We start from the raw sequence: 25651 nt of genomic DNA on the forward strand, positions 1-25651 counted from the left end.
GTTCCATCTGGGAGATAACGAGCTAAGTCGCCAGTCTTGTAAACTCTCGTAGGTTGGTCATCAAGATATGCAAAGAAGTTGGAAATAAATTTATCAGCGGTCAGATTTGGGCGGTTGAGGTAGCCTCGTGCTAGTCCAGCACCGCTGATGTGTAACTCACCCGGAATACCAATAGGTACAGGTTGTCCTTGGGAGTCGAGCAAATAAATCTGGGTGTTGGCAATCGGTCGTCCGATGCTCGCTAAGGCACCAGATCGTTCTGTCGCTTCTACCTTATGAACCGTTGACCAAATAGTCGTCTCCGTCGGACCATAAAGATTCCAAACGGAAGCACCTTTTTTTAGTAACTGCTTCGCCAGGTCACTGGGTAAAGCTTCTCCACCACTAAGGATTTTCAACTGAGAACTACCTTGCCACTCAGCAGCCAGAAGCATTCGCCAAGTAGCTGGAGTAGCTTGCATAACAGTAGCACCAGTAGCAGTCAGCCTTGCACTAAGCTTTTTACCATCCGTGGCTACTTCGCGGCTGACCAATACAAGCTGTGCACCAACCATTAGGGTCAGGTACAGTTCTAGGGCAGCTATATCAAATGATATAGAAGTAACTGCTAAGAGCGTGTCAGACTCTGTTAATCCTGGCTTACACTCCATCGACTTCAAGAAGTTGACGACGGCAGTGTGAGGAATTTGCACCCCTTTGGGTTTCCCTGTAGAACCTGATGTGTAAATGACGTAAGCCAAGTTTTCCGGTGTGACGTTGCTCACAGGATTTTCTTGGCTAATCATTTCCCAAGCTTCCCCTTTTGTATCTAAACAGATGACATGCCCCTGATGTTCAGGCAGTCGTTGAAGGAGCTGCTTTTGGGTCAGCAGTAACGGTGCTTGGGAATCCGATAACATGAAGGCTAGCCGCTCCGATGGATAGGTTGGGTCGAGCGGCACGTAAGCTCCCCCGGCTTTGAGGATACCCAGCAGTCCGACGACCATTTCCAAGGAGCGCTCTACACATAGTCCCACCAGTACCTCTGGACTAACACCCAATTTCTGCAAGTGGTGCGCCAACTGATTAGCTTTGGTGTTGAGTTCTCGGTAGGTTAACTGTTGGTCTTCAAATACTATGGCAATGGCATCAGGCGTCCGCTCCACCTGAGTTTCAAATAGCTGATGGATGCACAAATGTTTTGGATAATCCGCCTGTGTGGTATTCCACTCCACCAGGAGTTGCTGCCGTTCTGCCTCTGTCAAGATAGGCAAGTCTGCCAGACGCTGCTCAGGATTGGCAACAATGCCTTCTAGCAAAGTTTGAAAATGCCCCAGCATCCGAGATATTGTGTCGCTGTCGAAGCGATCGCGATCGTAGAAAATCTCTAGCGATAACTCTGAATTCACTTCCACTGAAACACTCAGGGGGTAATGGGTTTGCCCAAAAGTACGAATTTCAGAAATTTTTAGATTACCGCTTAGCTGTTGCGAGGCAAAATCACTGGGGTACGTCTGAACGTTCAATATGCTCTCAAACAGAGGCAACCCAGGAGCTATATCACTCCATCTCATAACTTCTATGAGTGGGCTGTACTCGTACTGACGCGCCTCAATTTGCTGTTTTTGCAGCTGCTTTAGCCAAGGTAAGAGCAATTTCTCTGAATTTATGTACGCCCGCACTGGCAGGGTATTGATAAACATCCCCACCATCGACTTAGCTCCTGCTAGAGTGGGTGGACGCCCGGACATAACAGCCCCAAAGACAACATCACTCTCGCCACTGTAACGGCTCAGAAGCAACGCCCAGACTCCTTGCATCAACGTGTTCAGCGTTAGCTGTTGCTGCTGAGCAAAAGAGCGCAATGCGGCTGTTACTGCCGTCGATAGTTGAATGTTCTGATTGTCATAGTTGTTGCCTTGGCTAACCGAGCTGCTCGGCTTGCGATCTACCCTCAGAGAAGTTGCTGTAGTAAAGCCCTTGAGCCGTTGCCGCCAGAACTTTTCAGCCTGAGATAAATCCTGCTGCTGTACCCAGGCTACATAGTCCCGGTAAGGACGGGGGCGCTCTAGGTGCAAAGTTTGACCTTGGCTAAAGGCTTGATAAAAGGCAAAGAGTTCCTGGAAAATTAGGGGTGTAGACCATCCATCCATTAACAAGTGGTGGCGGTTCCAGATGAAGTGGTATTCATCTTCAGCTAACTTGATTAAAGCTAACCTAATCAGTGGTGCCTGAGAAAGTTTAAAGTCCCGTTCTCGATCTTCCTTAAGAAAATCCTCTAAGCGCTTTTGTTGTTCGAGTGTTGCTAACCTTCGCCAATCTTGCTGTTCCCAGGGTAGCTTTGTTTGTTTCTGCACTACTTGAATAGGTTCTTTGACATTTTCCCAAATGAAGAATGTTCGTAAAACCTGATGCCGCTCTATCAACTGCTGCCAAGCCTGCTTGAATGCTGAGATATTCAAGTCTCCATGGATGGTGAAGTGGAACTGTTCACAATACATTCCCGATTTTGGGGCATAGAGGGTGTGAAATAGTATCCCCTGCTGCATGGGTGAAAGTGGGTAGATATCTTCGACGTTTTTCATTGCGCTTCAAAACCTTCAGATTTATTGATAGCTGCCAGAATGTTGTCGAGGTCAGCTTGGTTCCATTGGCTGGACTTAAACTGTGCAAAGTCAGAAGGCGTATAGTTTTCTACTGAAGATGATTGACAGGAGGTAATCAGCGATCGCAACACTCCGACAAACTCTTGAGCCAATCCCTCAACGGTTTCCCTTTGATGTACATTCCCGCTATAACTCCAATCCACTCTTAGCTGACTCTGGACAATCGACCCATTAATCTCGAACAGATGGCTTCGCTTGCCACGGGGACTGCAAGTTGAGCCGCTAAATTGTTGAGACATCTCGAATAACGAAGACTCAGGTAAACTTTGATCGAGTTGACCGAGATAGAGGAACAGAACCTCTGCTTCTGGGAGCGATCGCAATTGTTCGGTAATGATCTCATCCTCATTCAGGTAGCGCAGCGCACCGTAGCCAATGCCTTGATTAGGAAAGTTACGGAGTTGCTCTTTCACCTGCTTCAAGGCTTCTTGGGGTTGAGCCTCTTCCCCAATGTCCAAAAGCACGGGGGCAATAGTGGTAAACCAGCCGACTGTCCGTGACACATCCACACGATCAAAGATGACGTCCCGTCCATTTCCTTCTAAGTCAACCAACAGCGATAGCGAAGCGCTGCTGCGTTCGCCCTTGGCGTCTCCCCTTGGGAGAAGCGCAGATCGCACTCCAGTCCACTTGGCAAAAGCCTGGGCTAAGGCGGTAAGCAGTACGTCCTCAATCTGCACTCGATAGGCGGCTGAGACTGTCTCTAGTAAAGTCTGTGTCTCTTCCACACTCAGGGTTACTGACACAGTCTGAACTGATGCTACAGTGTTATCACCCCCTGGATCATCCACTGGCAGTGGTGATACCCATTCACGAGAGGCTGCCAACCAATAGACTTGCTCCCGTTGCAATTCCGTTGACTGTGCGTACTCCGTGAGCCGTTCAGCCCACTGTTTGAATGAAGTCGTCTTAGGCGCAAGCTGAATCGCTTGACCCTGGCTTAGCTGTTGGTAGGCTATTTCCAGATCCTCCAGCAAAATTCGCCAAGAGCCAATATCCACAATCAGATGGTGGATAATGAACAGCAGCCGACTTGGTTTGTCTTCTCCTAGGTCAAAAAGGGCAACTCTTACTAATGGTTCTGATCCAAGGTTAAAACTCCCTTGTAACTCGCTAGCTGCTGCCTCAAAAGCCTGTTCTTGCAACCCAGGTGATATGCCAGACAAATCTATTTTTGAGAAGGGTACAACGCCGTTAGGACTGGCATTAACCTGCTTCCAGCCATATTCCTCTGGTTGAAAACGCAGACGAAGTGCATCATGGTGTACGAGCAAATGCTGCACCACCTGCTCCAATTGTCCGAGATTGAGAGGTTGTCGCACCTCCAGCAAAATTACCTGGTTCCAATGGTGGGCGTCAAGTCGATTCTGTTCAAAAAACCAGTGCTGAGTCGGTGTTAGAGGGACTATTCCTTGGATTATGCCCTGTTCGGCTAAAATTGTCTCGGTTTTGCTGGCTACCTCTGCCAACTCAGCGATCGTTGGATATTCAAATATCTGCTGATTAGTCACACGCAGATTCATTTTATTGGCTCTGGCAGTAATCTGGATGCTGAGGAGAGAATCCCCACCCAACTCCAAAAAGTTGTCGTAGATGCCGATTTGCTCAATACCCAGGATTTCTTGCCAAATATTGGCAAGAGTTTGCTCAACTTCATTTCTGGGATCAATGTATGTAGTCTGTAAACTGGGTCTTGAGTAAAGTGAAGGAGAATTGATTTGATTATCGTCTACAGATTTACCCTTAGTCCACTGCTCGATTCTCGCGTTTAGATCGACAGTAGAGGTGACAACTTGAGTAACTGTATCTAAGGATAATACACGTTTAAATACCTCCAATCCTTCTTCAGATCTCATGAATAATTCAGTTGATATCTCTGGCTTAGTCGTTAATTGGTCGGCTAATTCCCTTGTTAACCAATTATCCCAATTAACACTAATCCAGCGAACAGACTTTTCCTGATTATGCTTGTAAACAAAAGCATCGGTGAATAGGTGTGCTGCCGGATAAGCTGCCATACCTAACACCCCTAAAACAGACGATAAGGAAGAAATAAGTAAGCAGAAATCTAGATCGATTCCCTGCAAAACCTTTTCTAAGGCAAACAGTCCATGTCCATTCGCTCTCAGTTGCTGATCAGACTCAATTCTATTGAGTTCCCTAATCGTACTCAATAATTTAAGTCCGGCGGCGTGGATGACTCCATGAATTTGACCAAAGCGTTCGAGAGATTGGGCGATCGCCGCTTGCATTTGTGCTTCACTGGCAACATCAGTGCTGAAAACTAGAACTTCTGCCCCTACGTCTTCAAGTATTTGAATTTTTTGTATTTTCTGACTCACTGGGTCTTGTTCATCATGAGTCGTTAGCCATGTCTCCCATTCATCTCTGCTAGGAAAAGCAGAACGCCCTATTAGTATTAATTTGGCTCGCACGGTCTGGGCTAAATATTGGGCAAGTTCAAGACCAATGCCTCCTAATCCACCAGTAATTAGGTAGACTCCTCCTTCCCTCAACCGAGTTTTTGATCCGTCTGTCTTCTCATCCAGATGAACTGGATCAAAAGTTTGTACCCAGCGATGATGTCCACGGTAGGCAACAACTGACTCGGATGAATTAGCAGTCAGTTCTGCCATAAGTTGGTCTATCAGTTTATTTTCATGGGAAGTTCCGGAAGCGGGAAGAACGACATCAATACTTCGGCAGGTGATGTTGGAAAACTCTTGTGGAATGACTTTGCACATTCCTAACACAGTTGCTTTTTCTGGAGTTAACCGTTCAACACCTGTAATGTCGTGAATATCGTTAGTGACAACCAGAATATTGATGGGAGAAGTAACATTCTGTTTACCAAGCGCTTGTGCGAGAAACAGCAAACTGTAAAAACCTAGATTTTGACAGTTTTCAAAAAACTCGATTCCCGATTGTCTCTGCTCGTTCGGTGTGAGACTCCATAAATGGGCAATTTCGTCTGGAACTTGACCTAATCTTTGCAATTCTTTGAGTAAGGCATCGTAATCGTTAGGCTGCTGGGGATTGATGGTATATTTACCCTCGCCAAGTTTGCTAAACTGCTCTCCTGGCATCACAGTGATGACATCTTGGCTGCCAAGTTCTAGATGTTTGGCAATTTGTGAGCCGATTTGACCCGTATCTACGAAGACTAGCCAGTATTTTTTTAGCTCTATCTGTTCTCTAATCGGTGTAATCGCTTGTTTCCAGACGGGGACATAGAACCAGTCTGCAATATCTGGCTTTTTAGAGTCTGCTGAAGCAGAATCCCTTTGTTTTTTCTGGGGTTCAATCCAGTAACGTTGACGCTCGAATGGATAGGTGGGTAAAGGGAGTCGGTGGCGGTGTTCGGAAGCGTAAAAGCTAGACCAGTCTACTGGAACTCCCATTAACCAGAGCTTACCCAGTGTACTCAGCAAGAATTTTACATCGGAGTATTCCTCCTTAGGATGACGTAGTGAAGAGAGTACCATCGGTTCATCTGCCCGATTGAAATGCTTTTTAACCAGAGTAGACAGGGTACGTCCAGCACCCACTTCTAGAAAGATGTGATTGGGTTCACAGAGCAACTGGGTAATGCCAGCCGAAAACTTAACAGTTTGTCGTAGATGTCTAGCCCAGTAATGGGGATCGGTGGCTTCTGTGGCTGTAATCCAGCGTCCTGTGACGTTGGAAATAAAGGGAATGTTGGGAGGATTAAGCTTGACTCTTTTAACTTGTTCCCTGAAAGACTCCAGAATAGAGTCCATCATTGAGGAGTGAAAGGCATGGGAGGTATGAAGACGACCACAGTCTACACCTTGAGCCGCGAGTTTTTCTTGAAACGCATCAACTATTTCATGGGAACCCGAAACGACACACGAGGCGGGTTCGTTGGTAGCAGCTAAGGATAACTGTTCGCTAAGTAGAGTTTTAACCTCTACCAGAGGCAGTGGAACGGAGAGCATGGCACCAGTGGGTAGCTGCTGCATCAATCGCCCACGGGTAGCTACCAGTGCCAAGGCATCTTCGAGAGACATTACACCAGCAAGGCAAGCCGCAACATATTCCCCAATACTGTGACCAATCATAGCTTGGGGAGAAATACCCCAGGACATCCACAACTGAGCTAGGGCATACTCAATAACAAATAAGGCTGGTTGAGTAATGTCAGTCTGCTTGAGTTTCTCTGCTGCTGGTGCTTCTGATTTGTTCGGATAGATTAGCGATCGCAAATCCAGTCCCAAGTGAGGTTTGAGTACTTCACAGCAGTAGTCAACCTGTTGCTGAAATTTTGGCTCACTTTGGTATAGTTCTTTACCCATGTCCACGTACTGAGTACCCTGTCCAGGAAACATGAACACAACAGGGCGATCGCCTGGTTCTTGGTAATGGGTGAAAACTTGCTGGGGTTCTAGGGATTCGAGCAACTTGACTGTATCGTCAATCGTTTGACAAACCAGGATTCGACGATGGTTGAATTCCCGGCGTCCCACTTGCAGGGTATAAGCGACATCCCCTAAGTTGAGGTGAGGATTCTGCCTGAGGTGTTGGGCGAGATTCTCTGTGGCAGTTTCCAGTGCCGACTCCGTTTTGGCACAGAGGAGTAACAACTGCCAAGGGCGAGACGGACTAGACGGTGGCAACACCGGGGCTTCTTCGAGAACCAGATGGGCGTTTGTTCCACCTATACCCAAAGAACTAACGCCAGCACGGCGAGGGGTTAATCCTGCTTTCCATTCAGTTAGCGTAGTATTGACGTAAAAAGGACTATTAGCAAAATCAATCTGGGGATTGGGTTCGTTGAAATTCAGGCTGGGTGGTATTGACTGGTGTTGGAGAGCTAGAACTGTCTTGATGAGTCCTGCTATGCCTGCGGCTGCATCTAAATGACCGATGTTGGTTTTAACTGAACCAATGGCACAGAAGCCCTTTTTCTCAGTGCTGGCACGAAAAACATTGGTCAGTGCGGCAATTTCAATGGGATCGCCCAGGGCTGTTCCTGTGCCGTGGGCTTCAATATAGTTAATGGTTTCAGGCTCTATTCTTGCTAGCATGATGGCTTCTGCGATCGCATCGGCTTGACCATCCACGCTTGGTGCTGTGTAGCCAACTTTCAAAGAACCGTCGTTGTTAATGGCTGCACCTTTAATCACAGCCTGAATACAATCACCATCAGCAACAGCATCTGCCAGCCGCTTTAAAACCACAACTCCCACACCGTTACCAATGATGATTCCCTGTGCTTTGGCATCAAAAGCACGGCAGTGGCCATCAGGAGATAATGTTCCTCCTTCTTCATAGAGATAGCCAGTTTTTTGGGGCACCCGGATTGACACCCCACCAACCAACGCCATATCACATTGGTAATTGAGCAAACTTTGGCAAGCCAGTGTTGTCGCCACTAATGATGTAGAACAGGCGGTTTGAACAGTAATACTTGGTCCCGTCAGATTTAATTTGTAAGAAACACGAGTCGTGAGGAAATCTTTATCATTACCAATCAAGGTCTGGTAGCATTTCGCTGAGCCTACTTTGTCATGGTTGACATCAAAAGACAGATAATTATTGAGACTTGCACCTGCATAAACTCCAATCCGACTCTTACACCTTTGGGAATCATAGCCCGCCTTTTCAAGAGCTTCCCAAGCACACTCTAAGAACAGGCGGTGTTGCGGATCGGTTGTTTCAGCTTCTTTAGGGTTAAAGTCAAAGAATGAAGCATCAAATAATTCAACATCTTCTACTATTGCACCAGTTTTCACATAATTTAAATTGTTTAAAACTGCCTGATCTATTCCCGATGCTATCAATTCAGCATCCGTAAAAACTGAGATGGATTCTAATCCGGCTTGTAGGTTTTTCCAAAACTCTTCAAGGTTTTTCGCTCCAGGAAAACGACCTGCCATACCGATAATGGCTATTTCTTCCACTGTTCCGTAAGCTTCCATACTCTCTCTTTTCTTCTTTCTCGGGTTGAGCCAATTAACGATTTTTCTAGGATTAACGTTTTACTTAAGGTAACTTAAAGTAGTCAAAATTCGTCTTCTCGTATCTTTAAAGGCTCTACGACCATGCAAAAATCTTGAATTATCAATCATAGCTAGGTCACCGGATTGCCACGGTATCCCTTCCGTTAACCTATTCATGATTTCCTTAATTTCATTGATAACTGTCTCAGGAATCGGTGAACCATCTTCAAATGTTACGACTCCCCTGGGATTTATATACTCTGAAATTAGGCTATTCGCAAATGCCTCATGATTCCCATATTTAGTTTTTACCACAGCCGAGCAAACATAGTCAAGAGAAACAGATTGATCGGGGTTAATCTGATAACTTACTCCCTCAAGACCATCAAGAGTCCTCTTTACATCAACAAGAGTAGAGCCTGTCCCTAGAAAATGTCTCCAAGCGGCAGCAGGAAATTTTTGAAAAAACCTGATTTTCTTGTCAATAAACAACGTCCTTAACTCTTCACTCATTTCCTGCCATACCCGCACACCATCCCAAACTAGTGTTTCACCCCCTTGTGCTACGGGTACGACACAGCAAAACCAAATAACATCGGGTCGAAAGGGAGAATTAGCGTGTTCACAGTGCGGACTAATGTAATGGGTTCCTCCATCTACCAAACCAACAAACCCATCTCTAGAATCAACACGTCTTCTAGTTTCATCTCGAACAAATCTAGAACTAAATTGTTCGGCAAAGGCTTTCATTTTTTGAGCGTCAACCTCAAATCCTCGAAACAGAAGTAATCCACAGGACTTAAACTTTTCTAGGATTTGTGCGGTTGAGAGTCCCGAAAGCCCCAGATTATGCTCATTTTTGATAACTTTAGTCCCTTGGGTCTTTAAGAATGAAGATTGAATCATGGCAGATTTTCTCTAGTATCAGGGTTTGGGCTTCAGATTTCATCGGTGAAAGGGTTTACGTCGCTGGCTGACTTCTAGTTGCTTCTGAACTCGGTCGCGCATTGCCCCAAAAAAAGGCTGTTGCTTTTGCTTTTGGCTTAAGTATTGCACCAATGTTTTAATCGTTGGGTTTTGGAACATTTCTATAATTGACAAATTCCAGTTAAAACGCTCCCGGAGTTGGCTGTGAACCTGAATGATTAACAAGGAATGACCGCCGAGGTCAAAAAAATTGTCATTAACGCCCACTTTTTCCAGGTGTAATACTTCTCGCCAAATCGTCGCGATCGCACGTTCCACTTCCGAACGAGGCGCCTCATAAGTCGCTGTCAACATTGGGCGTAAACCTTCAGACGCAGGCAAGGCATGGCGATCGACTTTGCCATTGGGCAAGAGCGGTAAAGCCTCCAGCAAGACGAACACAGAAGGCACCATATAATCAGGCAGCCATTCCTTGAGATAGCTCCGCAGTTCGTCCGTTGTGGGAGTGTCAGCACTATTGGAAACGACATAGGCTACCAGTTGCATTTCACTACCGCCCTCCTCCTGTGCGAGAACTACGACTTCTCGCACCCTTGGATGTTTAACCAATACCGCCTCAACTTCTCCGAGTTCGATACGGAAGCCGCGAATCTTCACTTGGTTGTCAATTCGTCCGAGAAATTCGATAGTTCCATCGGGTAAGTAGCGAGCTAAATCACCAGTTTTGTACAGACGATTGAATTTTGAATGTTCAAAGGGGTTCGGAATAAACTTCTCGGCTGTCAACTCCGGACGGTTGAGATAACCTCGCGCCAAACCAATACCGCCAATGTGCAACTCACCGGGAACTCCAACGGGAACAGGCTGTAAGTGCTGATCCAGTAAATAAATTTGGGTGTTGGCAATGGGACGACCAATCGGCACAATTCGCTCTTTGCTACCCTGCTGGCAAACCCAGAAGGTAACATCAATTGCGGCTTCCGTTGGTCCGTAAAGATTATGCAGTTCTGCATTCAGACGAGCAAAGAACCGTTCTTGCAGGTCAACCGAGAGTGTTTCGCCACTACAAATAACCCGCTTGATGCTACTACACGTATTCAGAGAGGGTTCCTCTAGAAAGAGTTGCAACATTGAGGGAACAAAGTGCAGGGTAGTAATTTGCTCTTTGGCAATGAGTTCGACAAGATAAGTACTATCTCGATGACCTTCCGGCTTCGCTAACACTAGATGAGCACCTGCAATCAGGGGCCAGAAGAATTCCCAAACCGACACATCAAAACTGAACGGTGTCTTCTGTAAAACCCTGTCTGCGGCTGTTAATGGATAGGTATCCTGCATCCACAGCAAGCGATTACATAAGCCTTGGTGGGTATTCATCGCCCCTTTCGGTTGACCCGTGGAGCCAGAGGTATAAATCACATAGGCTAGGTTTTCAAGGGTTATACCACTGATCGGATTTTCCTGACTCTGATGAGCTAGCACTTGCCAGTCGGCATCTAGGCACACCACCTTAGCATTGTGTTGAGGAAGTACGTTCGCGAACTTGGCTTGAGTTAGGAGTACGGACACGCCAGCATCTTCCAGCATGAAGGCTAGGCGCTCTTGAGGATAGGTAGGGTCTAATGGTACATAAGCTCCTCCAGCTTTGAGAATACCTAAGAGTCCGATCACCATTTCCAGCGAGCGCTCCATGTAAATCCCCACCAGTACCTCTGGTGCCACACCCAGCTTTTGCAGATAGTGCGCCAACTGATTTGCGCGGTTGTTTAACTCTCGGTAAGTCAGTTGCTGGTTCTCAAAAACTACAGCAGTTGCATCTGGTGTTCGCTCGACTTGAGCTTCAAAAAGCTGATGGATACACAAATCTTTGGGATATTCTGTCTGTGTATCATTCCAAACCACAAGCTGTTGATGCTGCTCTGCTTCTGACAAGAGGGGTAAGTCCGCAAGGCGTTGGTCGGGATTGGCGACAATACCCTCTAATAAGTTACTAAAATGTCCCAACATCCGGGTAATTGTGGCATTCTCAAATAAATCAGTGTTGTACTCAAAGGAGGCAGTTAATTCTCCTGGTTTGATTTCAATAAACAGGCTTAAATCAAACTGCGAGGTCAGGCTTTCTACCTTTAACTGGTTTAAGGTTAACCCCGGAATTTCCTCAAGTTGTGGAGCATTCTGGAGAGTAAAGGATACTTGGAATAGGGGATTATAACTAACATCCCGCTGGGGTCGAAGTGTCTCCACCAACTGCTCGAATGGTAAATTATGATGAGTATAAGCCCCCAATGCCACCTGACGTACCCTACCCAGCAGTTCTCGAAAACTGGGGTTTCCTCCTAAGTTAGTACGCAATACTAAGGTGTTGACAAAAAAACCAATCAGCTCTTTGAGTTGGCTGTGATTGCGGTTAGCAATGGGTGAGCCTACAGGAATGTCATTTTGCCCTGTGTAGCGGTAGAGAAAAGTCTGAAATGCCGCTAACAGAACCATAAATAGGGTGACACCCTCTTGACGCGAGAGCGCCTTCAGCTTATCGGTTAGGGTTTGGGGTAGCGCTAGAGATTGGCTTGCACCTCGAAAAGTCTGAACTGCCGATCGTGGATAGTCTGTAGGCAGTTGCAAAACAGCGGGAACACCTTCTAGTTGTTGTTTCCAATAGTTAAGCTGGGTTTCTAGCGGCTCTCCCTGAAGCCATTGCCGCTGCCAATAAACAAAGTCTTTATACTGAATGGACAGTTCAGGTAAAGGCAAAGAACTTTCGGTCAAAAATGCTTTGTAAAGCGTTACCATCTCCTGAATGAACACCTCTGCCGACAATCCATCCAAAATAATGTGATGCATGGTTAGCAGAAGCCTGTGTTTTTGTTGACCTAAACGCACGAGTTTGGCACGCAGTAGCAGTCCGTGGGTTAGGTCAAAAGGCTGCTGACTCTCTTGAGTTGCGACGCGCTGTGCCTCAGACTCACGCTCTAATTCCGGAAGTTCTTGGTAATCAACGACCGACAGAATTAGCCTTAAAGATGGAGCGATAATTTGAACGGGTTGACCATTGACGATAGAAAAGGTGGTTCGTAAAATTTCGTGACGACGCACAATTTCATTAAGGCTGCGTTCTAACAACGTCACCTTTAGCGAACCTTCTAAGCTAATGGCAAATGAAATATTGTAAGCAGGATTACCTGGCTCTAATTGGTCAATAAACCACAGTCGCTGCTGACCAAAAGAGAGAGGATGAACATTCGTGGCTGTCGGGAGTTTTTTAAGGGAAACTGATGGTATACAATCTGCCGTTGTCAGTTGTTCGAGTATCTTTGTCGTCAATTGGGCAATAGTTAATCCTTCAAAAAATTCCCCTATCGATACCGTTACTTCTAGGTCAACTTCAATCCGTTTTTTCAACTCAAAAACTCTTAAAGAATCCAATCCCACACTGCTTAAGGAGTGCTGGAGGTTGATTTTAGACGGTATTATTTGCATCACCTGAGCCATCAACTTCTGAAGATAAGACTCTAGAAGTAACTGACCCTCACCCGGTGGAAGAGATAGGAGAGCATCGCGATTAAGACTAGGAATTGTTTCTACAAAACCAGCAACGTTTAGGATACTACGTTCTATGACAATCAGATTGCTTGCCAAGAACTTAGCTTTACAAGCACGACGTTGAATCTTACCACTAGACGTCTTGGGTATACTCCCAGGCTTAATTAAAACCACTCCATAAACTTGCACTTCATGGTCTTCAGTCACAGCCTGACGAATGGCGGCGGTTACTTCCTCAATATTAGGTTTGGCGCGAAACTCCAGTTCTTGAACCACAACCAATCGTTCTTCTTTGTCAACCTCTACCGTAAACGCTGCACCACTTCCTGTTCTCAGGGACGGATGACTACGTTCTACTGTCCGTTCAATATCCTGGGGGTAAAGATTACGACCGCGAATAATAATTAAATCCTTCAATCTACCCGTAATAAAGAGTTCCCCATTCTGCAAAAAACCTAAGTCTCCTGTCCGCAAAAATGGTCCTTGACCTGTATCGGATAAATAGGCGCAGAATGTTTTTTTGGTCTCTTCCTGTTGATGCCAATAACCCTGACCTATACTGGCACCGGATACCCAGATTTCACCAATCTCATTGGGTAGACATTGGGTGAAGGTTTCAGGATGAACAATACGAATTGTCTGATCCGGTAGGGTTTGACCACAACCGACTAAAGCGTAAATTGTGCTATTTTGATCCTCAATGCTGGTTTCAATCGCTTGATTGCGTTCTAGGGCATCTCCTTGAATTGTTTTGAACAGGGGTGGAGCCGTTTTTCGACCCCCAGATACCATCAAACTTGCTTCTGCCATCCCATAACAGGGATATAAGGCTTCCTGACGAAAGCCGCAGGGGGCAAATTTGCTAGAGAATTTCTGTAAGGTTTCCGGTTGGATAGGTTCAGCACCATTGAACGCGACATCCCAGCGAGTTAAATCCAGGGTTTCTAGTTGCTCTGGCGTAATTTTTTGAATACATAATTCATAGGCAAAATTGGGTCCACCACTGGTTGTCCCTTGGTAACGGGAAATGGCTTGCAACCAACGGTAAGGACGTTGGAGAAATGCCGCTGGAGGCATTAAGATGCAAGGAAATCCGCCATACAAGGGTTGCAAAATTCCCCCAATTAACCCCATGTCATGGTAGGTTGGCAACCACGACACAAATTTACTCTCAGGCGAATGTTCCATGAGACGGTACGTCATGGCGGCATTATGTAGCAGGTTGCCATGACTGAGCATAACTCCCTTGGGTGTCCCGGTAGACCCTGATGTATATTGCAAAAAGGCTAATGTATCTGTGGTTATTGAAGGCTCTTGCCAATTTTCTTCTAGTCCACTCCCCAGACTATCCGTTGTCAGCCACTGTAAATCCCCAAGGGCAGTTTTTTCGGCAAGCAGGGATTGCACCTTTGACAGGGTTGCCTTTGTTGTAAGAGCGATCGCGGCTTGAGCGTTTGCCACAACTGCCTGTATCCTAGGTATATTCCGTTGGTTACGCGGCGGGTAAGCTGGCACTGCAACCACCCCAGCGTACAGACACCCGAAAAATGCTGCCAGATACTCTAACCCTGGTGGATACAGCAACAAGGCGCACTCACCCCTCAAACCCATTGCTTGAAGTTGAGATGCGATCGCTCTAGAGCGTCGATCTAACTCTTGATAGGTTAAGCGATCGCCTTCGGTTTCGCCATCGGGTAAAAAGGTGAAAGCTACTTGGTTCGGTTGGTGTAGCGTTCGTTGACGCAGTAGCTCCACCCAGGTTGAACTATTCAGGAGGATTTCTGAACACAGGCTTGAAGATTGGATACGTTTACTTTGCATACTCGGTGCAACCCTGAACTTTTGCATCTGGCGATTTCAGCGATATCAAATCCCGTCAAACTCGATACCATCGGTTTGGTCATTTCAATACGGATTGCTCGCTGTGGTGATCAAGACAAGAGTTTATCCAAAGGCTCTGGTTTGATCGTCTCAACGGATAGCCGTGCCAACACAAGACGTTATGCCGCACTGTACGGCTATGGCGTTTTCCCACCCGCTTATTGATATCTATTTTTAATTAACCTCTGTTAAAGTACAGCAGTTTTCTCAATCTCGTCAAGCCTTAATCGAAAATCTTTTTCATTTATTTATGCCTCCCCTAGTCTATCCCAATCTTGCCCAGAGAACTGGAAAGACCAAGAGCCTTATCTGGCGAGGGTTTCGGCAGAATTATAATTCTGTCCGGTCACCGTCTTTATCAAATCTTCATAATATTTATCTTGACAGGGGCAACAGCGCCAGTTTAGGTTTAGCTCTTGCTGATGCTAATAGTTATCAATAAATTAGAGAGCGCGATCGCGCAATTGGGTGTGTAAGGAGAGAAATGAAGCGAACGAAATTACTGCCGTACTTATTGCTGAGCAACTCAGTGGGTGTCTTAGTGGCAACGTCAGCCTTAGCTGAGGTTACACCAATCACTCAATCTCCAATTACAGAGATTCCCCGTCTCAGTGAGATAGAGTTTCCCCTGACCCCCGTTAAAGGACGAGTTCAGCAACCTGAGTCAGGGAAATCAGCAGTCGTTGCCCAAGTCGATAGGAACCTTGTCCAAGTAACAGGTGTACAGGTTAACCCAACCGAGATGGGGTTGGACATCATATTAGAAACCTCAGAGGGATTTGCCCTGCAAGCCGAGACTAGGAGTGAAGACAATACTTTAATTGCCGATATCCCTAATGCCGTGCTGCTACTTCCTGAGAGTGAGGCGTTTCGCCAAGACAATCCGGTTGAAGGCATTGCTGCGGTTACAGTAACACAGCAGGATGTCAACAGTATTCGGGTAACGGTGACAGGTACAGAAGCAGTACCAACAGCCGCAGTAATTTCGAGTGCATCAGGATTGGTATTGAGCCTCACAACTGCCCCGGATACCGCTGAAATGCCGCCTGATGCGCCAGAAGAAATTGAAATTGTGGTAACGGCTGAGCCAGAAATCGGATATCGCGCCCCTAGGGCGACAACGGGGACAAGAACAGACACCCCAATCCGCGACGTTCCCCAATCTATTCAAGTTATCCCCCAAGAGGTGATTGAAGACCGTCAAGTCACCCGTCTTAGCGAATTAGCTGATAACGTCAGTGGTGTACAACCGTCTGTCGGTTATGGTGGACTTCCTTCCAATCAAACCTTTATTCGCGGTTTTCGCTCCGGAGTAAACCTCCGAGATGGTTTTCGGGATTTCGGTTTTTTGTCTCCTCGTGATGTTAGTAACATTGAGCGAGTTGAGTTTCTCAGAGGTCCAGCATCGGTTCTTTATGGCAACCTTGAGCCAGGTGGAATTGTCAACACCGTAACCGAACAGCCACTCCCAAATCCCTTCTACGAAGTGAGCATGACGGTTGGCAATTATGATTTTTACCGCCCAACCATTGACCTGACAGGACCACTTACAGAAAATAGAGAGCTGCTTTATCGCCTCAACGTCGCCTACGAAAATGCAGACAGTTACCGGGATTTCAATGAGAACGAAACTATCTTTATTGCTCCCGTGCTAACTTGGAACATTGGACCGCGTACCACTCTGACCACAGAAGTTGAGTATCAAAACTATAATTACACGTTCGATCGAGGTTTTCGACCGGAACCGGAATTTTTGGAACTTCCTCGGAGCCGATTTTTAGGAGAACCCGATTTTAACGATGCTGAAGTTGACTCCTTCTTTGGTAGCTATCGCTTTCAACATGAGTTTAGTGACAACTGGAAATTCCGCCAAGGGTTCAGCACGATTATTGTCAACAGTGATATTCAGGAAGTCAATCTTCGCCCCCTAGAGGATGATGGCCGCACCCTGCCCCGTCGCGCTTCCAAGTCCGATGAATCTCAGGAAAACTATACGCTACAAAACGAATTTATCGCTGAATTGCAGACAGGCTCTATCGGTCATCAAATTCTGTTCGGACTAGAACTGAGCCGTTTTGAATTAACCTACGACTTTTTCGGAGCGCCTCTGGCTTCCATTGATATCTTCGATCCGGAGTATGGAGCAGAACCTGGGGACTTTGAGCCAAGCTTTGCTGAAGAATACGGCTCTAACACCATTGCCTTTTACTTGCAAGATTTGATTGAGGTGCTGCCTCAGTTAAAAATTCTAGTAGGGGGTCGCTTGGACTGGAGTGATATCTTCTACAGAAACCGTTTTACCGATGAATCCATCAATGATTTCTCTGAGTTTGCCTTCTCACCGCGAGCGGGTATTGTCTATCAGCCCACTGACTCCACCTCCCTTTATTTCAGTTGGGCGAAGTCATTTAATCCCCAGTTTTTCAGTAGGAGTCGGACGGACGAGGCGTTTGAACCCGAACGGGGCGAACAATTTGAGATTGGGGTGAAGCAAGAGTTTTTGGATGGCAGACTGGCAGCAAACTTGGCACTTTACGAAATCACCAAGCAAAATGTTCTAACGGCTGATCCAATTGATCCTATCTTCAGCATTCAGGCGGGAGAACAAACAAGTCGGGGGATTGAATTGGAAATCGTAGGTGAAATCTTACCGGGATGGAATATTATCGCCACCTACGCTCACACTGATGCCTTTGTCAGTGAAGATAACACGATTCCAGAAGGTGATCGCTTGGTTGGCATCCCGCTCAATAGTGCGAGCCTCTGGACAACCTATGAAATTCAACAGGGTGGTTTGCAGGGTTTAGGGTTTGGTGTCGGCGTATTCTTCGTCGGTGACAGGGAAGCCCGACTGCCTAATACAGGCTTGGAAATTCCTTCCTATGTCAGAGCAGATGCTCGTCTTTCTTATCGACGAGACAATTGGCAAGCTGCCGTTAACTTCAAGAATATTTTCAACACCGAATATTACGAAACCCAAGGATTCTTTCTCACTCCCCAAGCCCCTTTCACGGTTTTGGGAACAATTGCTGTGGAGTTTTAACCCTCTTTCAAACGCATGGCTCTAAAAATCAAGACAAGACGAAAACCTCGTTGGGGCATTAAGCAATCGCTGCTACTCGGACTCACGATCATCCTCCTGAGTGCCTGTAGCGGTTACTTCTCTCAAGCTCCTTCCCCATCGCCACCAACCGCCTCTGATTGCCGCATGATTCAACACGCCAGAGGCGAAACCTGCGTTCCCCTGAATCCCCAACGAGTCATTGTGTTGCATAGAGCTATGCTTGCCAATGCGATCGCCCTCGGCGTCCAACCTGTAGGAAGCACCTCTATATATATTTCCTCTGGTACTAAGTTTCCTCCATACCTAGAAGACAAGGTTGATGAAAAACTTGAGCTGATTGGCACCGAGGAGCAACCCAACCTGGAAAAAATTGCCCGACTCAAACCTGACCTCATCCTGGGATTTACCTATAATGCAACCTATGATCAGCTCTCGCAAATTGCCCCAACCGCCCTAATCGACTTAAATATGCCAGGGGAATGGAAGGATCATCTGGAATTCGTCGCACAGACACTCGGTAAAACCGCAGAAGCTAAACAGCTCCTAGAAGAGTATAACCGTCAGATTGAACAGTTCAAGACAGCTATAGGCGATCAACTGGCTCAGTTTCAGGTATCCCTCGTCAACGGTGGGGGCAATGCGGCATTTCTCCGCAGTGACGTGAAAGACTCCTTTGCTGGCACAATCCTTAGCGACGCTGGACTTCAGCGTCCTCCAGCACAAAACATTAAGGGCTTGGATATTGAGATTAACTTAGAAACCATTCCCCAGTTAGAAGGTGATGCCATCTTCATTACGTTGGTGTCCGATGATAAAGGCGATCAAGTTTGGAAAAGACTGCAACGCCACCCCCTGTGGTCACAGCTCAAGGCAGTCAAGCAAGACCGAGTATACCTAGTAGACTATAGCACTTGGCGAGGAATCAACATCTTAGCCGCTTATGGAGTCATTGACGATTTGTTCAAGTACTTAGTCGAAAAATAGTGATGTGGGGTAATGCGGCCAGCGCCTGCGCTAATTTGTATAACTGGCTTGCCCCATGTCCTAATACAGACGTGCAAAGAACCAGCGATCGCAGCGCTCTGCTGGAGAACAAATCCAGTCCTGTGATGCCCCATCGAAATCCCCTCTACAAGCTGATGAGCTCTGAGAAACTCAGCCAACCCGATTTACCTGCCGAAGTAACTATTCGAGGAACCTGCTGCCTAATATTCCGAATGCCACCAAAATTCCATGCCTGTGAAAGTTGTCCTCTGCTTAAAACACAACAGCGGGTTGAGCTGATTAGACAAACAATGGCTAAGGCTGATTAGACGTCTTGCTTTTATTCAGGAACAGGGAATAGCCATGAACTCACAGCATCGACCGAACAGCCTACGCACATTTACGATCATTTGGATTGGGCAAGTCGCCTCAATCCTGGGTTCCCGAATGACGAACTTTGCCGTGATCATTTGGGCGTGGCAACTCACTGGCGAGGCAACACCCTTATCCTTACTCGCCTTTTTTACCCAAATCCCAATTCTCATTGCTGCCGCCTTCGCCGGAGTCATTATTGACCACTGGAATCGCAAGCTGATGATGATTCTCGGAGATGTCATGGCAGGACTGTCCACAGTTATTATTCTTGTGCTATTCCTAACTGGCAATCTGGCAATTTGGCATCTCTATCTAACGGGTGCTGTCAATGGGTTGTTTGGCTACCTCCAGTCACTCGCCTTCTCCGCATCCCAAGCCCTAATTGTTCCCAAACAGCATTATGTCAGAGTTGGCGCTATGGGTTCAATGAAGACCTTTGGCTCTGGTGTCCTCGCCCCAGCGCTGGCAGGCGTACTCTACTACATCATTGGTCTTTCCGGCATTTTGGTCATTGACCTGGTTACCTTCCTGATTGCCATCGGCACGCTAACCCTCGTACAAATTCCCCAACCCAAACAAAATGAAGTGAGCCAAGCCAGCACTGGCAAACGTTGGCAGCAATTGACGTTGGGTTTCCGTTACCTGTTTAACCGTCCCAGTCTCATTGCTCTCCAACTCTTTGCCCTGAGTTATATCTTCGTTGATACAGCATCTGAGGTTGTTGCACCGATGATTTTAGCTCGCAGTGGCAATAATACGGCGGTACTCGGTAGCGTCCAAGGAGCTGTTGGTCTTGGCGGTTTAATCGGAGCGATTCTGCTGAGTCTTTGGGGAGGACCCAAGCATCGCATCGACGGGCTGTTAATCGGTAGAGCGTTGGTCTTTGGCGGTGAAATGTTCCTGGGTTTAGGGCGTTTGCCCTCTATTTGGATGGGAGCCAACTTTGGCGCGGGTTTATTTAAACCCTTAGCGAATAGCTGTGAAAGCGCCCTTTGGCTGTCTAAAGTAGACCCGAACCTGCAGGGACGAGTGTTTGCTGCTAGTTCTTTTCTCGAAGGAATCATCTCACCACTAGGGCTATTGATTGCTGGTCCCTTAGCCGACTATGTTTTTGAGCCAGCGATGATGCCCGGGGGCAGTCTCGCTCCTATCTTGGGGAGTGTGTTTGGTACGGGTGCGGGTAGCGGGATGGCACTTCAACTGACTCTGTTCTCGTTTGTTGTTGTTCTCATCTGTCTGGGTAGTTATGCCTTCCCAGCCTTGCGGGATATAGAAGATATTTTGCCCGATCATGATGTCGAGGCGAAGTGAAAAATAGGGAATAGGGAATTATGTCTGTACAATCACGATCAGATAGGGGAACATTTCGACCTGTGGCTGGGCAACAAAAGACCGAAATCCTTTGGGATACCTATGGTGTTCCCCATATTTATGGTAAAGATGTCCAGAGTCTTTTTCACGCTTTTGGTTGGGCGCAAATGCACAGCCACGGTAACGTGATCTTACGCCTTTATGGTCAAGCCCGTGGACGGGCGGCTGAATACTGGGGGGAAAAGTACGTCGAATCAGATCAGTGGGTACGAACGATGGGGGTTCCTGTTCGCGCCCAACAATGGTACGATGCCCAAAATCCGACGTTTCGCAACTACATTGATGCCTTCGCCGCTGGGATTAATGCATATACTCAAAACCATGCTGAGTTAATTGACGATGAGGTTAAGGGGGTGCTGCCTGTCACAGGCGTAGATGTGCTGGCTCATCTCCATCGTGTGCTTAACTTCACCTTTATTGTCAATCCCCAGACTGTTGCCAGTTTAAGGGAAGAGTGGGAAAATACTCAGGATACTTCTACAGAATTCAACCAGCAAAACATCACACCCCAGAAACCTTTAGGATCTAACGGTTGGGCGATCGCACCTTCTCGTTCTGCCAGTGGCAATGCTATGCTGCTAGCCAATCCTCACAACCCTTGGTCGAATTTATTTCTCTGGTATGAAGCTCAGCTCAATGCCCCAGGTATCGATACCTACGGAGCAACTTTGGTCGGTATCCCAGTTTTAACGATTGGTTTCAATGATAATTTGGGCTGGACTCACACGGTCAACAAATACAATGGGCGGGATGTCTACGAGCTAACCTTAGCTGACGGAGGCTACCGCTTTGACGGTAAAATTCGCGCCTTTGAAACCGAAACACAAACGCTGAACGTTAGGCAGCCTGATGGGACTCTAGAGGAAAAACCCTTGACTGTACAACGTTCCATCCATGGTCCGGTTATCGCCCAGAAGGATGGTAAAGCCCTTGCCTTACGTGTGGTTGGTCTTGATCAGCCGGGGGCATTAGAGCAATGGTGGACTATGGGACTTGCCAAAAACCTAACGGAATTTGAAGCGGCGATCAAGCCCTTGCAGATTCCGATGTTCACGGTGATCTATGCGGATCGAGAGGGGCATATCATGCACCTGTTTAATGGTCAAGTGCCAGTGCGCTCACAGGGTGATTATGCCTACTGGTCAGGCATTATTCCTGGCGACACCTCTACTACCTTATCGACTCAATTTCACCCCTATGCCGATCTGCCTCGCGTCCTCGATCCCCAAAGCGGTTGGTTACAGAATGCAAACGACCCCCCCTGGACAACAACGTTTCCAGCACCCCTTAAACCCGATGATTATCCTGCTTACATGGTGCCGCGAGGTCCGATGGAGTTTCGGGCGCAACACTCGGCGAAAATGCTCAAGTCAGATGAACGGATTTCCTTTGAGAAAATGGTTGAGTACAAACACTCGACCCACGTAGAACTAGCGGAACGTCTGCTGGACGATCTGATTACGGCGGCACGGCAACACGGTGGAGAGGTAGGGAAAAACGCGGCGGATGTACTGGAAACCTGGGATCGTAAAACAGAATCTGATAGTCGTGGTGCAGTCCTGTTTGCATTCTGGAATGAAGAAGTAGATTTCTCGAACTTGTTTGCTGTTCCCTGGAATGAGCAAGAGCCATTAACTACACCCAATGGTCTTGCCGATCCAGTTAGTGCCGTGACAGCCTTGGAAGCCGCTGCTCAAAGGGTTATAGCAACCTATGGAACACTGGACGTACCTTGGGGAGAAGTTTTTCGGCTACGCTCTGGTAATTTAGACCTGCCAGCCAATGGAGGTGAGGTTGACATTTTCCGCAACCTCTGGTTTAGTCCTTTAGAAGACGGGCGTTTTGAAGCCATTGGTGGGGAGTCCTATGTTGCCGCGATTGAGTTTTCTAATCCAGTCCGGGCGATGGCACTCGTGAGTTACGGGAATGCCACTCAACCCAACTCACCCCATGTTGGCGATCAGCTAGAGTTGTTTGCCAAGAAACAGTTGCGACCGATTTGGCGATCGCGCCAGGAAATAGAAGTTCATTTGGCTACCCGCGAGGTCTTTACTGATGTGGAATAAAACTACATCTGAAGTTCAATTTTATCTAACTGCCTTACATCTGAGTTTGTTGCAAAATTGAAGAGATATTTTCTATAGGATGGATTACCGTAGGAGTTTATATCAGTTTTTCAACGCCCAAATGCTTGGCAGCAAAGGCTTTCAGCAATCAGATTTGATGGTTATTTTACCAGAGTGACAATAGAGCGCTATTCTCTAATCCTTGTATGATAGTAAGAGAGTTAGCTACCCTTAAAAATTAATGCGACGATAGATTTCGGACAGGGGAACTTCTACGTTTAAACTGTGTAGAGCGATCACCTGCTCAAGATTAGAGTACACTTGCCATAGCCAGCGATCATTACTGCTAGGCTCAAGATTGTGATACTGCTCAATGTAAGGTTCAGCTTGACTCACCAGCAGATATTCACGAAAGCTGGCAAGAGAGCGATATTTTCTGAACTTTTCACCCCTATCATAGACTTCGGTAGAAGGCGATAGAACTTCGACAATCAGTAAAGGATTGAGGATTTCATCATTGCGCTCACCATTGAACTCTGGGAAGCCATTAACAACCATCAAATCAGTATAAGTCCCACACTGATATTCAGGAATCCAAACTCGCAAGTCGCTGTTATACAAACGAAAATCGGTATCTCTTAGCGAAAACCCCAAGTAAATTAATAAGTTGCTAGCGATCGCACTATGGGCTTCAGAACCTCCCGACGTTGTAATAATCTCTCCGTTGCGGTATTCATGGCGTTCTGGGTGGGTTTCTTCCATCGCCCGATACTCGTCTAGCGTGAGGCGAGTTGTTCCTACATCTGGGGAACTGGTTTGAGCAAAGACCACAATTAGACCTCTTGAATCATTACCTCTAATCTAAAACGATTCAATGACATGCGCCCAACATACTTATTCAGCAAGCCCTATTTAGCAGACCCTAACCAACAATGACGAATCCATCAACCGTTGACCCTGGGATTAACTATCCCAAACTCAATCTCCAAGCAAACTTACGTTTGTTTTGTTTTCCCTACGCCGGAGGTGCTGCTCGAATATTTCGGACGTGGAGTGATAGTCTGCCAAAAACGGTGGAGGTTTGTCCCGTTGAATTACCTGGACGGGGCAAGCAGATACGGTTTGCTCCTTTTACCAGATTACAGCCTCTTGTTCAGGCGATCGCGCAATCCCTGCTTCCCTATTTAGACCAACCCTTTGCTTTCTTTGGTCATAGTCTGGGAGGATTGATTGCCTTTGAGCTGACTCATTATTTACGTCAACAGTACGGGTTAAATCCGGTTCACCTGTTTATATCGGGTCGTCGCGCCCCGCAAATTCCTGATCCCGATCCCCCTATCCATGAACTACCTGATTCAGAATTCCTCGAAGAGTTACGCCGTCTCAATGTTACACCCCAAGCTGTGCTAGAGAATGCCGAACTGATGCAGTTTGTTCTGCCCATCCTGCGATCGGATTTTACGGTACTTGAAACCTATGTTTACACCCCTAAGTCACCCCTGAATTGTCCGATTTCCGCTTTTGGGGGTTCAGATGATCCAGAAGCGACCTGGGATGATTTGGACGGATGGCGGATTCAGACTAGGGCTGCATTCTCACTGCGTATGTTGCCTGGAGATCACTTCTTTTTGCATTCAGCCGAGAGGTTGCTGTTGCCAATTATTGCCGAGAATTGTCATTGACAATGCGTGCGATCGCGTCTACTGTCTCTGAGCAGCGATCGCTAATTTGGTTCCCTCAATTTGACGCAACCGATCCATCACGCTCACCACCCGACCATGATCAACTTTTTCATCAGCATTGACAATGACCAGGGATTCACTATTCGGCACAACTAAAGCGCGAACGGCTTCTTCAAGCGCCTCTAATTCAATCGACTGGCGATTCAGTGCAATCTCTCCATCCGGCTGAATCGTAACCGTAATTTCAGTACTCGGCTGATTTTGGGCAGTTGTGGCATTCGGTAAATTCACCGACAACCCTTCTGAACGGGTCAAGTATAGCGTCGAAATAATGAAAAATGCCAAAATCGAGAAAATCACATCGATCATCGGCACGATGTTGATTTCTCCTGGCTTCTCTGACTCATCTGGAAGCCGCATAAACCTCTCTCCTTTGCTCATATTGACGACGATAAAGCAGTTCTAACTGACCGCCATATTCCTGAATTAACGCCAGTTGTCGCTGATAAAAGCTTCGGAATATATTGGAGAAAAAGAGGGTGAAAATTGCCACAACCAACCCCATGACGGTTGACACCAAAGCTTCGGAAATTCCACCCGTGACTCCCGTCGTGCGGCTTCCCCCAACATCACCAATATTCAGGGAAGAAAACGCTGTGATCAAACCCAAAATCGTTCCCAAAAGACCGAGGAGAGGAGAAATACCAACAATCGTATCAAACACGGTGTTAAATCGCTTCAACGTTGGCAATTCTGCTTGAGCTGCACTCTCTAAAGCCAGACGGAATTCCTCCGGGTTCGGGTTGTCAAGCTCTAACGCTTCCAGAAAAATCTTGGCAATTGGCAAATCAGCATTCTGCTGTAGATAGTTGATCGCCGCGTCTGGCTTTTCTCGGTAAACCTTCAGAAAGTCTCTCACCACTCGGCGTTGCCGACGAGTGACCCGAAACCAAAAAAACAATCGCTCTACAATCAGGGCGACTGCCGCCAGGGAAAATAGGAGTAGGGGCCAAGCGACGATTCCGCCTGCCTGGAAAAATGGAATAATGGGCATAGCCTCTCTTGCAATTGTGATTCAACAAGCTCAGCCAGCTTTCCGGCGTACCGTGGGAGTACAAGCTGATAATTATTTTCAATAGATGTATTGCTAAAT

The 25651-nt window shown here is 46.9% G+C and carries 14 protein-coding genes; 7 read left to right on the forward strand and 7 right to left on the reverse strand.

Annotation, left to right across the window (positions count from 1 at the left end; genetic code table 11):
- The 4 genes from ACLFWI_RS05645 to ACLFWI_RS05660 all read right to left on the reverse strand — a co-directional run.
- A partial coding sequence (locus tag ACLFWI_RS05645; protein WP_446412113.1) for a non-ribosomal peptide synthetase occupies positions 1-2564 on the reverse strand: 2564 nt, incomplete at its 3' end.
- Positions 2561-8587 carry an SDR family NAD(P)-dependent oxidoreductase gene (locus ACLFWI_RS05650; RefSeq protein ID WP_446412114.1) on the reverse strand — a complete coding sequence of 2009 codons (6027 nt, stop codon included), beginning with the start codon at positions 8585-8587 and terminating at the stop codon, positions 2561-2563. The genes ACLFWI_RS05650 and ACLFWI_RS05645, both read right to left, overlap by 4 nt.
- A 60-nt stretch (positions 8588-8647) precedes the next feature.
- Positions 8648-9514: a TauD/TfdA family dioxygenase gene (locus ACLFWI_RS05655; protein WP_446406984.1), complete on the reverse strand. Its 867-nt coding sequence runs from the start codon at positions 9512-9514 to the stop codon at positions 8648-8650.
- 39 nt (positions 9515-9553) lie between these two features.
- Complete coding sequence (locus ACLFWI_RS05660) at positions 9554-14896, reverse strand: amino acid adenylation domain-containing protein (protein ID WP_446412115.1); 5343 nt, start codon at positions 14894-14896, stop codon at positions 9554-9556.
- Here ACLFWI_RS05660 and ACLFWI_RS05665 point away from each other — a divergent pair.
- The 6 genes from ACLFWI_RS05665 (at position 14876) to ACLFWI_RS05690 (ending at position 22816) form a co-directional block, all read left to right on the forward strand.
- Positions 14876-15121 carry a hypothetical protein gene (locus tag ACLFWI_RS05665; protein WP_446406982.1) on the forward strand — a complete coding sequence of 82 codons (246 nt, stop codon included), beginning with the start codon at positions 14876-14878 and terminating at the stop codon, positions 15119-15121. The two genes, ACLFWI_RS05660 and ACLFWI_RS05665, sit on opposite strands and share 21 nt — an antisense overlap.
- Positions 15122-15440: 319 nt before the next feature.
- Positions 15441-17999: a TonB-dependent siderophore receptor gene (locus ACLFWI_RS05670; RefSeq protein WP_446412116.1), complete on the forward strand. Its 2559-nt coding sequence runs from the start codon at positions 15441-15443 to the stop codon at positions 17997-17999.
- A gap of 15 nt (positions 18000-18014) precedes the next feature.
- The gene (locus ACLFWI_RS05675; protein ID WP_446412117.1) at positions 18015-19004 is read left to right on the forward strand and encodes an ABC transporter substrate-binding protein; all 990 of its coding nucleotides are present in this window, start codon (positions 18015-18017) and stop codon (positions 19002-19004) included.
- Positions 19005-19159: 155 nt separating this feature from the next.
- Positions 19160-19333: a (2Fe-2S)-binding protein gene (locus tag ACLFWI_RS05680; RefSeq protein ID WP_446412118.1), complete on the forward strand. Its 174-nt coding sequence runs from the start codon at positions 19160-19162 to the stop codon at positions 19331-19333.
- 34 nt (positions 19334-19367) lie between these two features.
- The gene (locus tag ACLFWI_RS05685; protein ID WP_446412119.1) at positions 19368-20690 is read left to right on the forward strand and encodes an MFS transporter; all 1323 of its coding nucleotides are present in this window, start codon (positions 19368-19370) and stop codon (positions 20688-20690) included.
- A gap of 20 nt (positions 20691-20710) precedes the next feature.
- Positions 20711-22816, forward strand: coding sequence for an acylase (locus ACLFWI_RS05690; RefSeq protein WP_446412120.1), 2106 nt, complete (start codon positions 20711-20713; stop codon positions 22814-22816).
- A 231-nt stretch (positions 22817-23047) separates the two neighbouring features.
- On the opposite strand, the gene ACLFWI_RS05695 is transcribed toward ACLFWI_RS05690, so the two are convergent.
- Positions 23048-23647: a Uma2 family endonuclease gene (locus ACLFWI_RS05695; RefSeq protein ID WP_446412121.1), complete on the reverse strand. Its 600-nt coding sequence runs from the start codon at positions 23645-23647 to the stop codon at positions 23048-23050.
- Between the two features lie 101 nt (positions 23648-23748).
- Here ACLFWI_RS05695 and ACLFWI_RS05700 point away from each other — a divergent pair, with 101 nt between their 5' ends.
- Positions 23749-24498, forward strand: coding sequence for a thioesterase II family protein (locus ACLFWI_RS05700; protein WP_446412122.1), 750 nt, complete (start codon positions 23749-23751; stop codon positions 24496-24498).
- A gap of 18 nt (positions 24499-24516) precedes the next feature.
- On the opposite strand, the gene ACLFWI_RS05705 is transcribed toward ACLFWI_RS05700, so the two are convergent.
- Both ACLFWI_RS05705 and ACLFWI_RS05710 read right to left on the reverse strand, forming a co-directional pair.
- Entirely contained in the window at positions 24517-24918 is a 402-nt protein-coding gene (locus ACLFWI_RS05705) for an ExbD/TolR family protein (protein WP_446412123.1), read from the reverse strand.
- A complete protein-coding gene (locus tag ACLFWI_RS05710; protein ID WP_446406975.1) occupies positions 24902-25552 on the reverse strand; it encodes a MotA/TolQ/ExbB proton channel family protein in 651 nt (216 codons plus the stop codon). Before ACLFWI_RS05710 ends, ACLFWI_RS05705 begins: the two co-directional genes overlap by 17 nt.
- Positions 25553-25651 lie beyond the last annotated feature (99 nt).

This window comes from Coleofasciculus sp., from assembly GCF_046539235.1.
Classification (GTDB): domain Bacteria; phylum Cyanobacteriota; class Cyanobacteriia; order Cyanobacteriales; family Coleofasciculaceae; genus Coleofasciculus.

What these genes read in the sequence shown, in the direction of transcription:
- ACLFWI_RS05650 (WP_446412114.1), bottom strand. Translation starts at nt 8,587, where the DNA reads ATGGAAGCTTACGGAACAGTGGAAGAAATAGCCATTATCGGTATGGCA.
- ACLFWI_RS05655 (WP_446406984.1), bottom strand. Translation starts at nt 9,514, where the DNA reads ATGATTCAATCTTCATTCTTAAAGACCCAAGGGACTAAAGTTATCAAA.
- ACLFWI_RS05660 (WP_446412115.1), bottom strand. Translation starts at nt 14,896, where the DNA reads ATGCAAAGTAAACGTATCCAATCTTCAAGCCTGTGTTCAGAAATCCTC.
- ACLFWI_RS05670 (WP_446412116.1), top strand. Translation starts at nt 15,441, where the DNA reads ATGAAGCGAACGAAATTACTGCCGTACTTATTGCTGAGCAACTCAGTG.
- ACLFWI_RS05675 (WP_446412117.1), top strand. Translation starts at nt 18,015, where the DNA reads ATGGCTCTAAAAATCAAGACAAGACGAAAACCTCGTTGGGGCATTAAG.
- ACLFWI_RS05680 (WP_446412118.1), top strand. Translation starts at nt 19,160, where the DNA reads ATGAGCTCTGAGAAACTCAGCCAACCCGATTTACCTGCCGAAGTAACT.
- ACLFWI_RS05685 (WP_446412119.1), top strand. Translation starts at nt 19,368, where the DNA reads ATGAACTCACAGCATCGACCGAACAGCCTACGCACATTTACGATCATT.
- ACLFWI_RS05690 (WP_446412120.1), top strand. Translation starts at nt 20,711, where the DNA reads ATGTCTGTACAATCACGATCAGATAGGGGAACATTTCGACCTGTGGCT.
- ACLFWI_RS05700 (WP_446412122.1), top strand. Translation starts at nt 23,749, where the DNA reads ATGACGAATCCATCAACCGTTGACCCTGGGATTAACTATCCCAAACTC.
- ACLFWI_RS05705 (WP_446412123.1), bottom strand. Translation starts at nt 24,918, where the DNA reads ATGCGGCTTCCAGATGAGTCAGAGAAGCCAGGAGAAATCAACATCGTG.
- ACLFWI_RS05710 (WP_446406975.1), bottom strand. Translation starts at nt 25,552, where the DNA reads ATGCCCATTATTCCATTTTTCCAGGCAGGCGGAATCGTCGCTTGGCCC.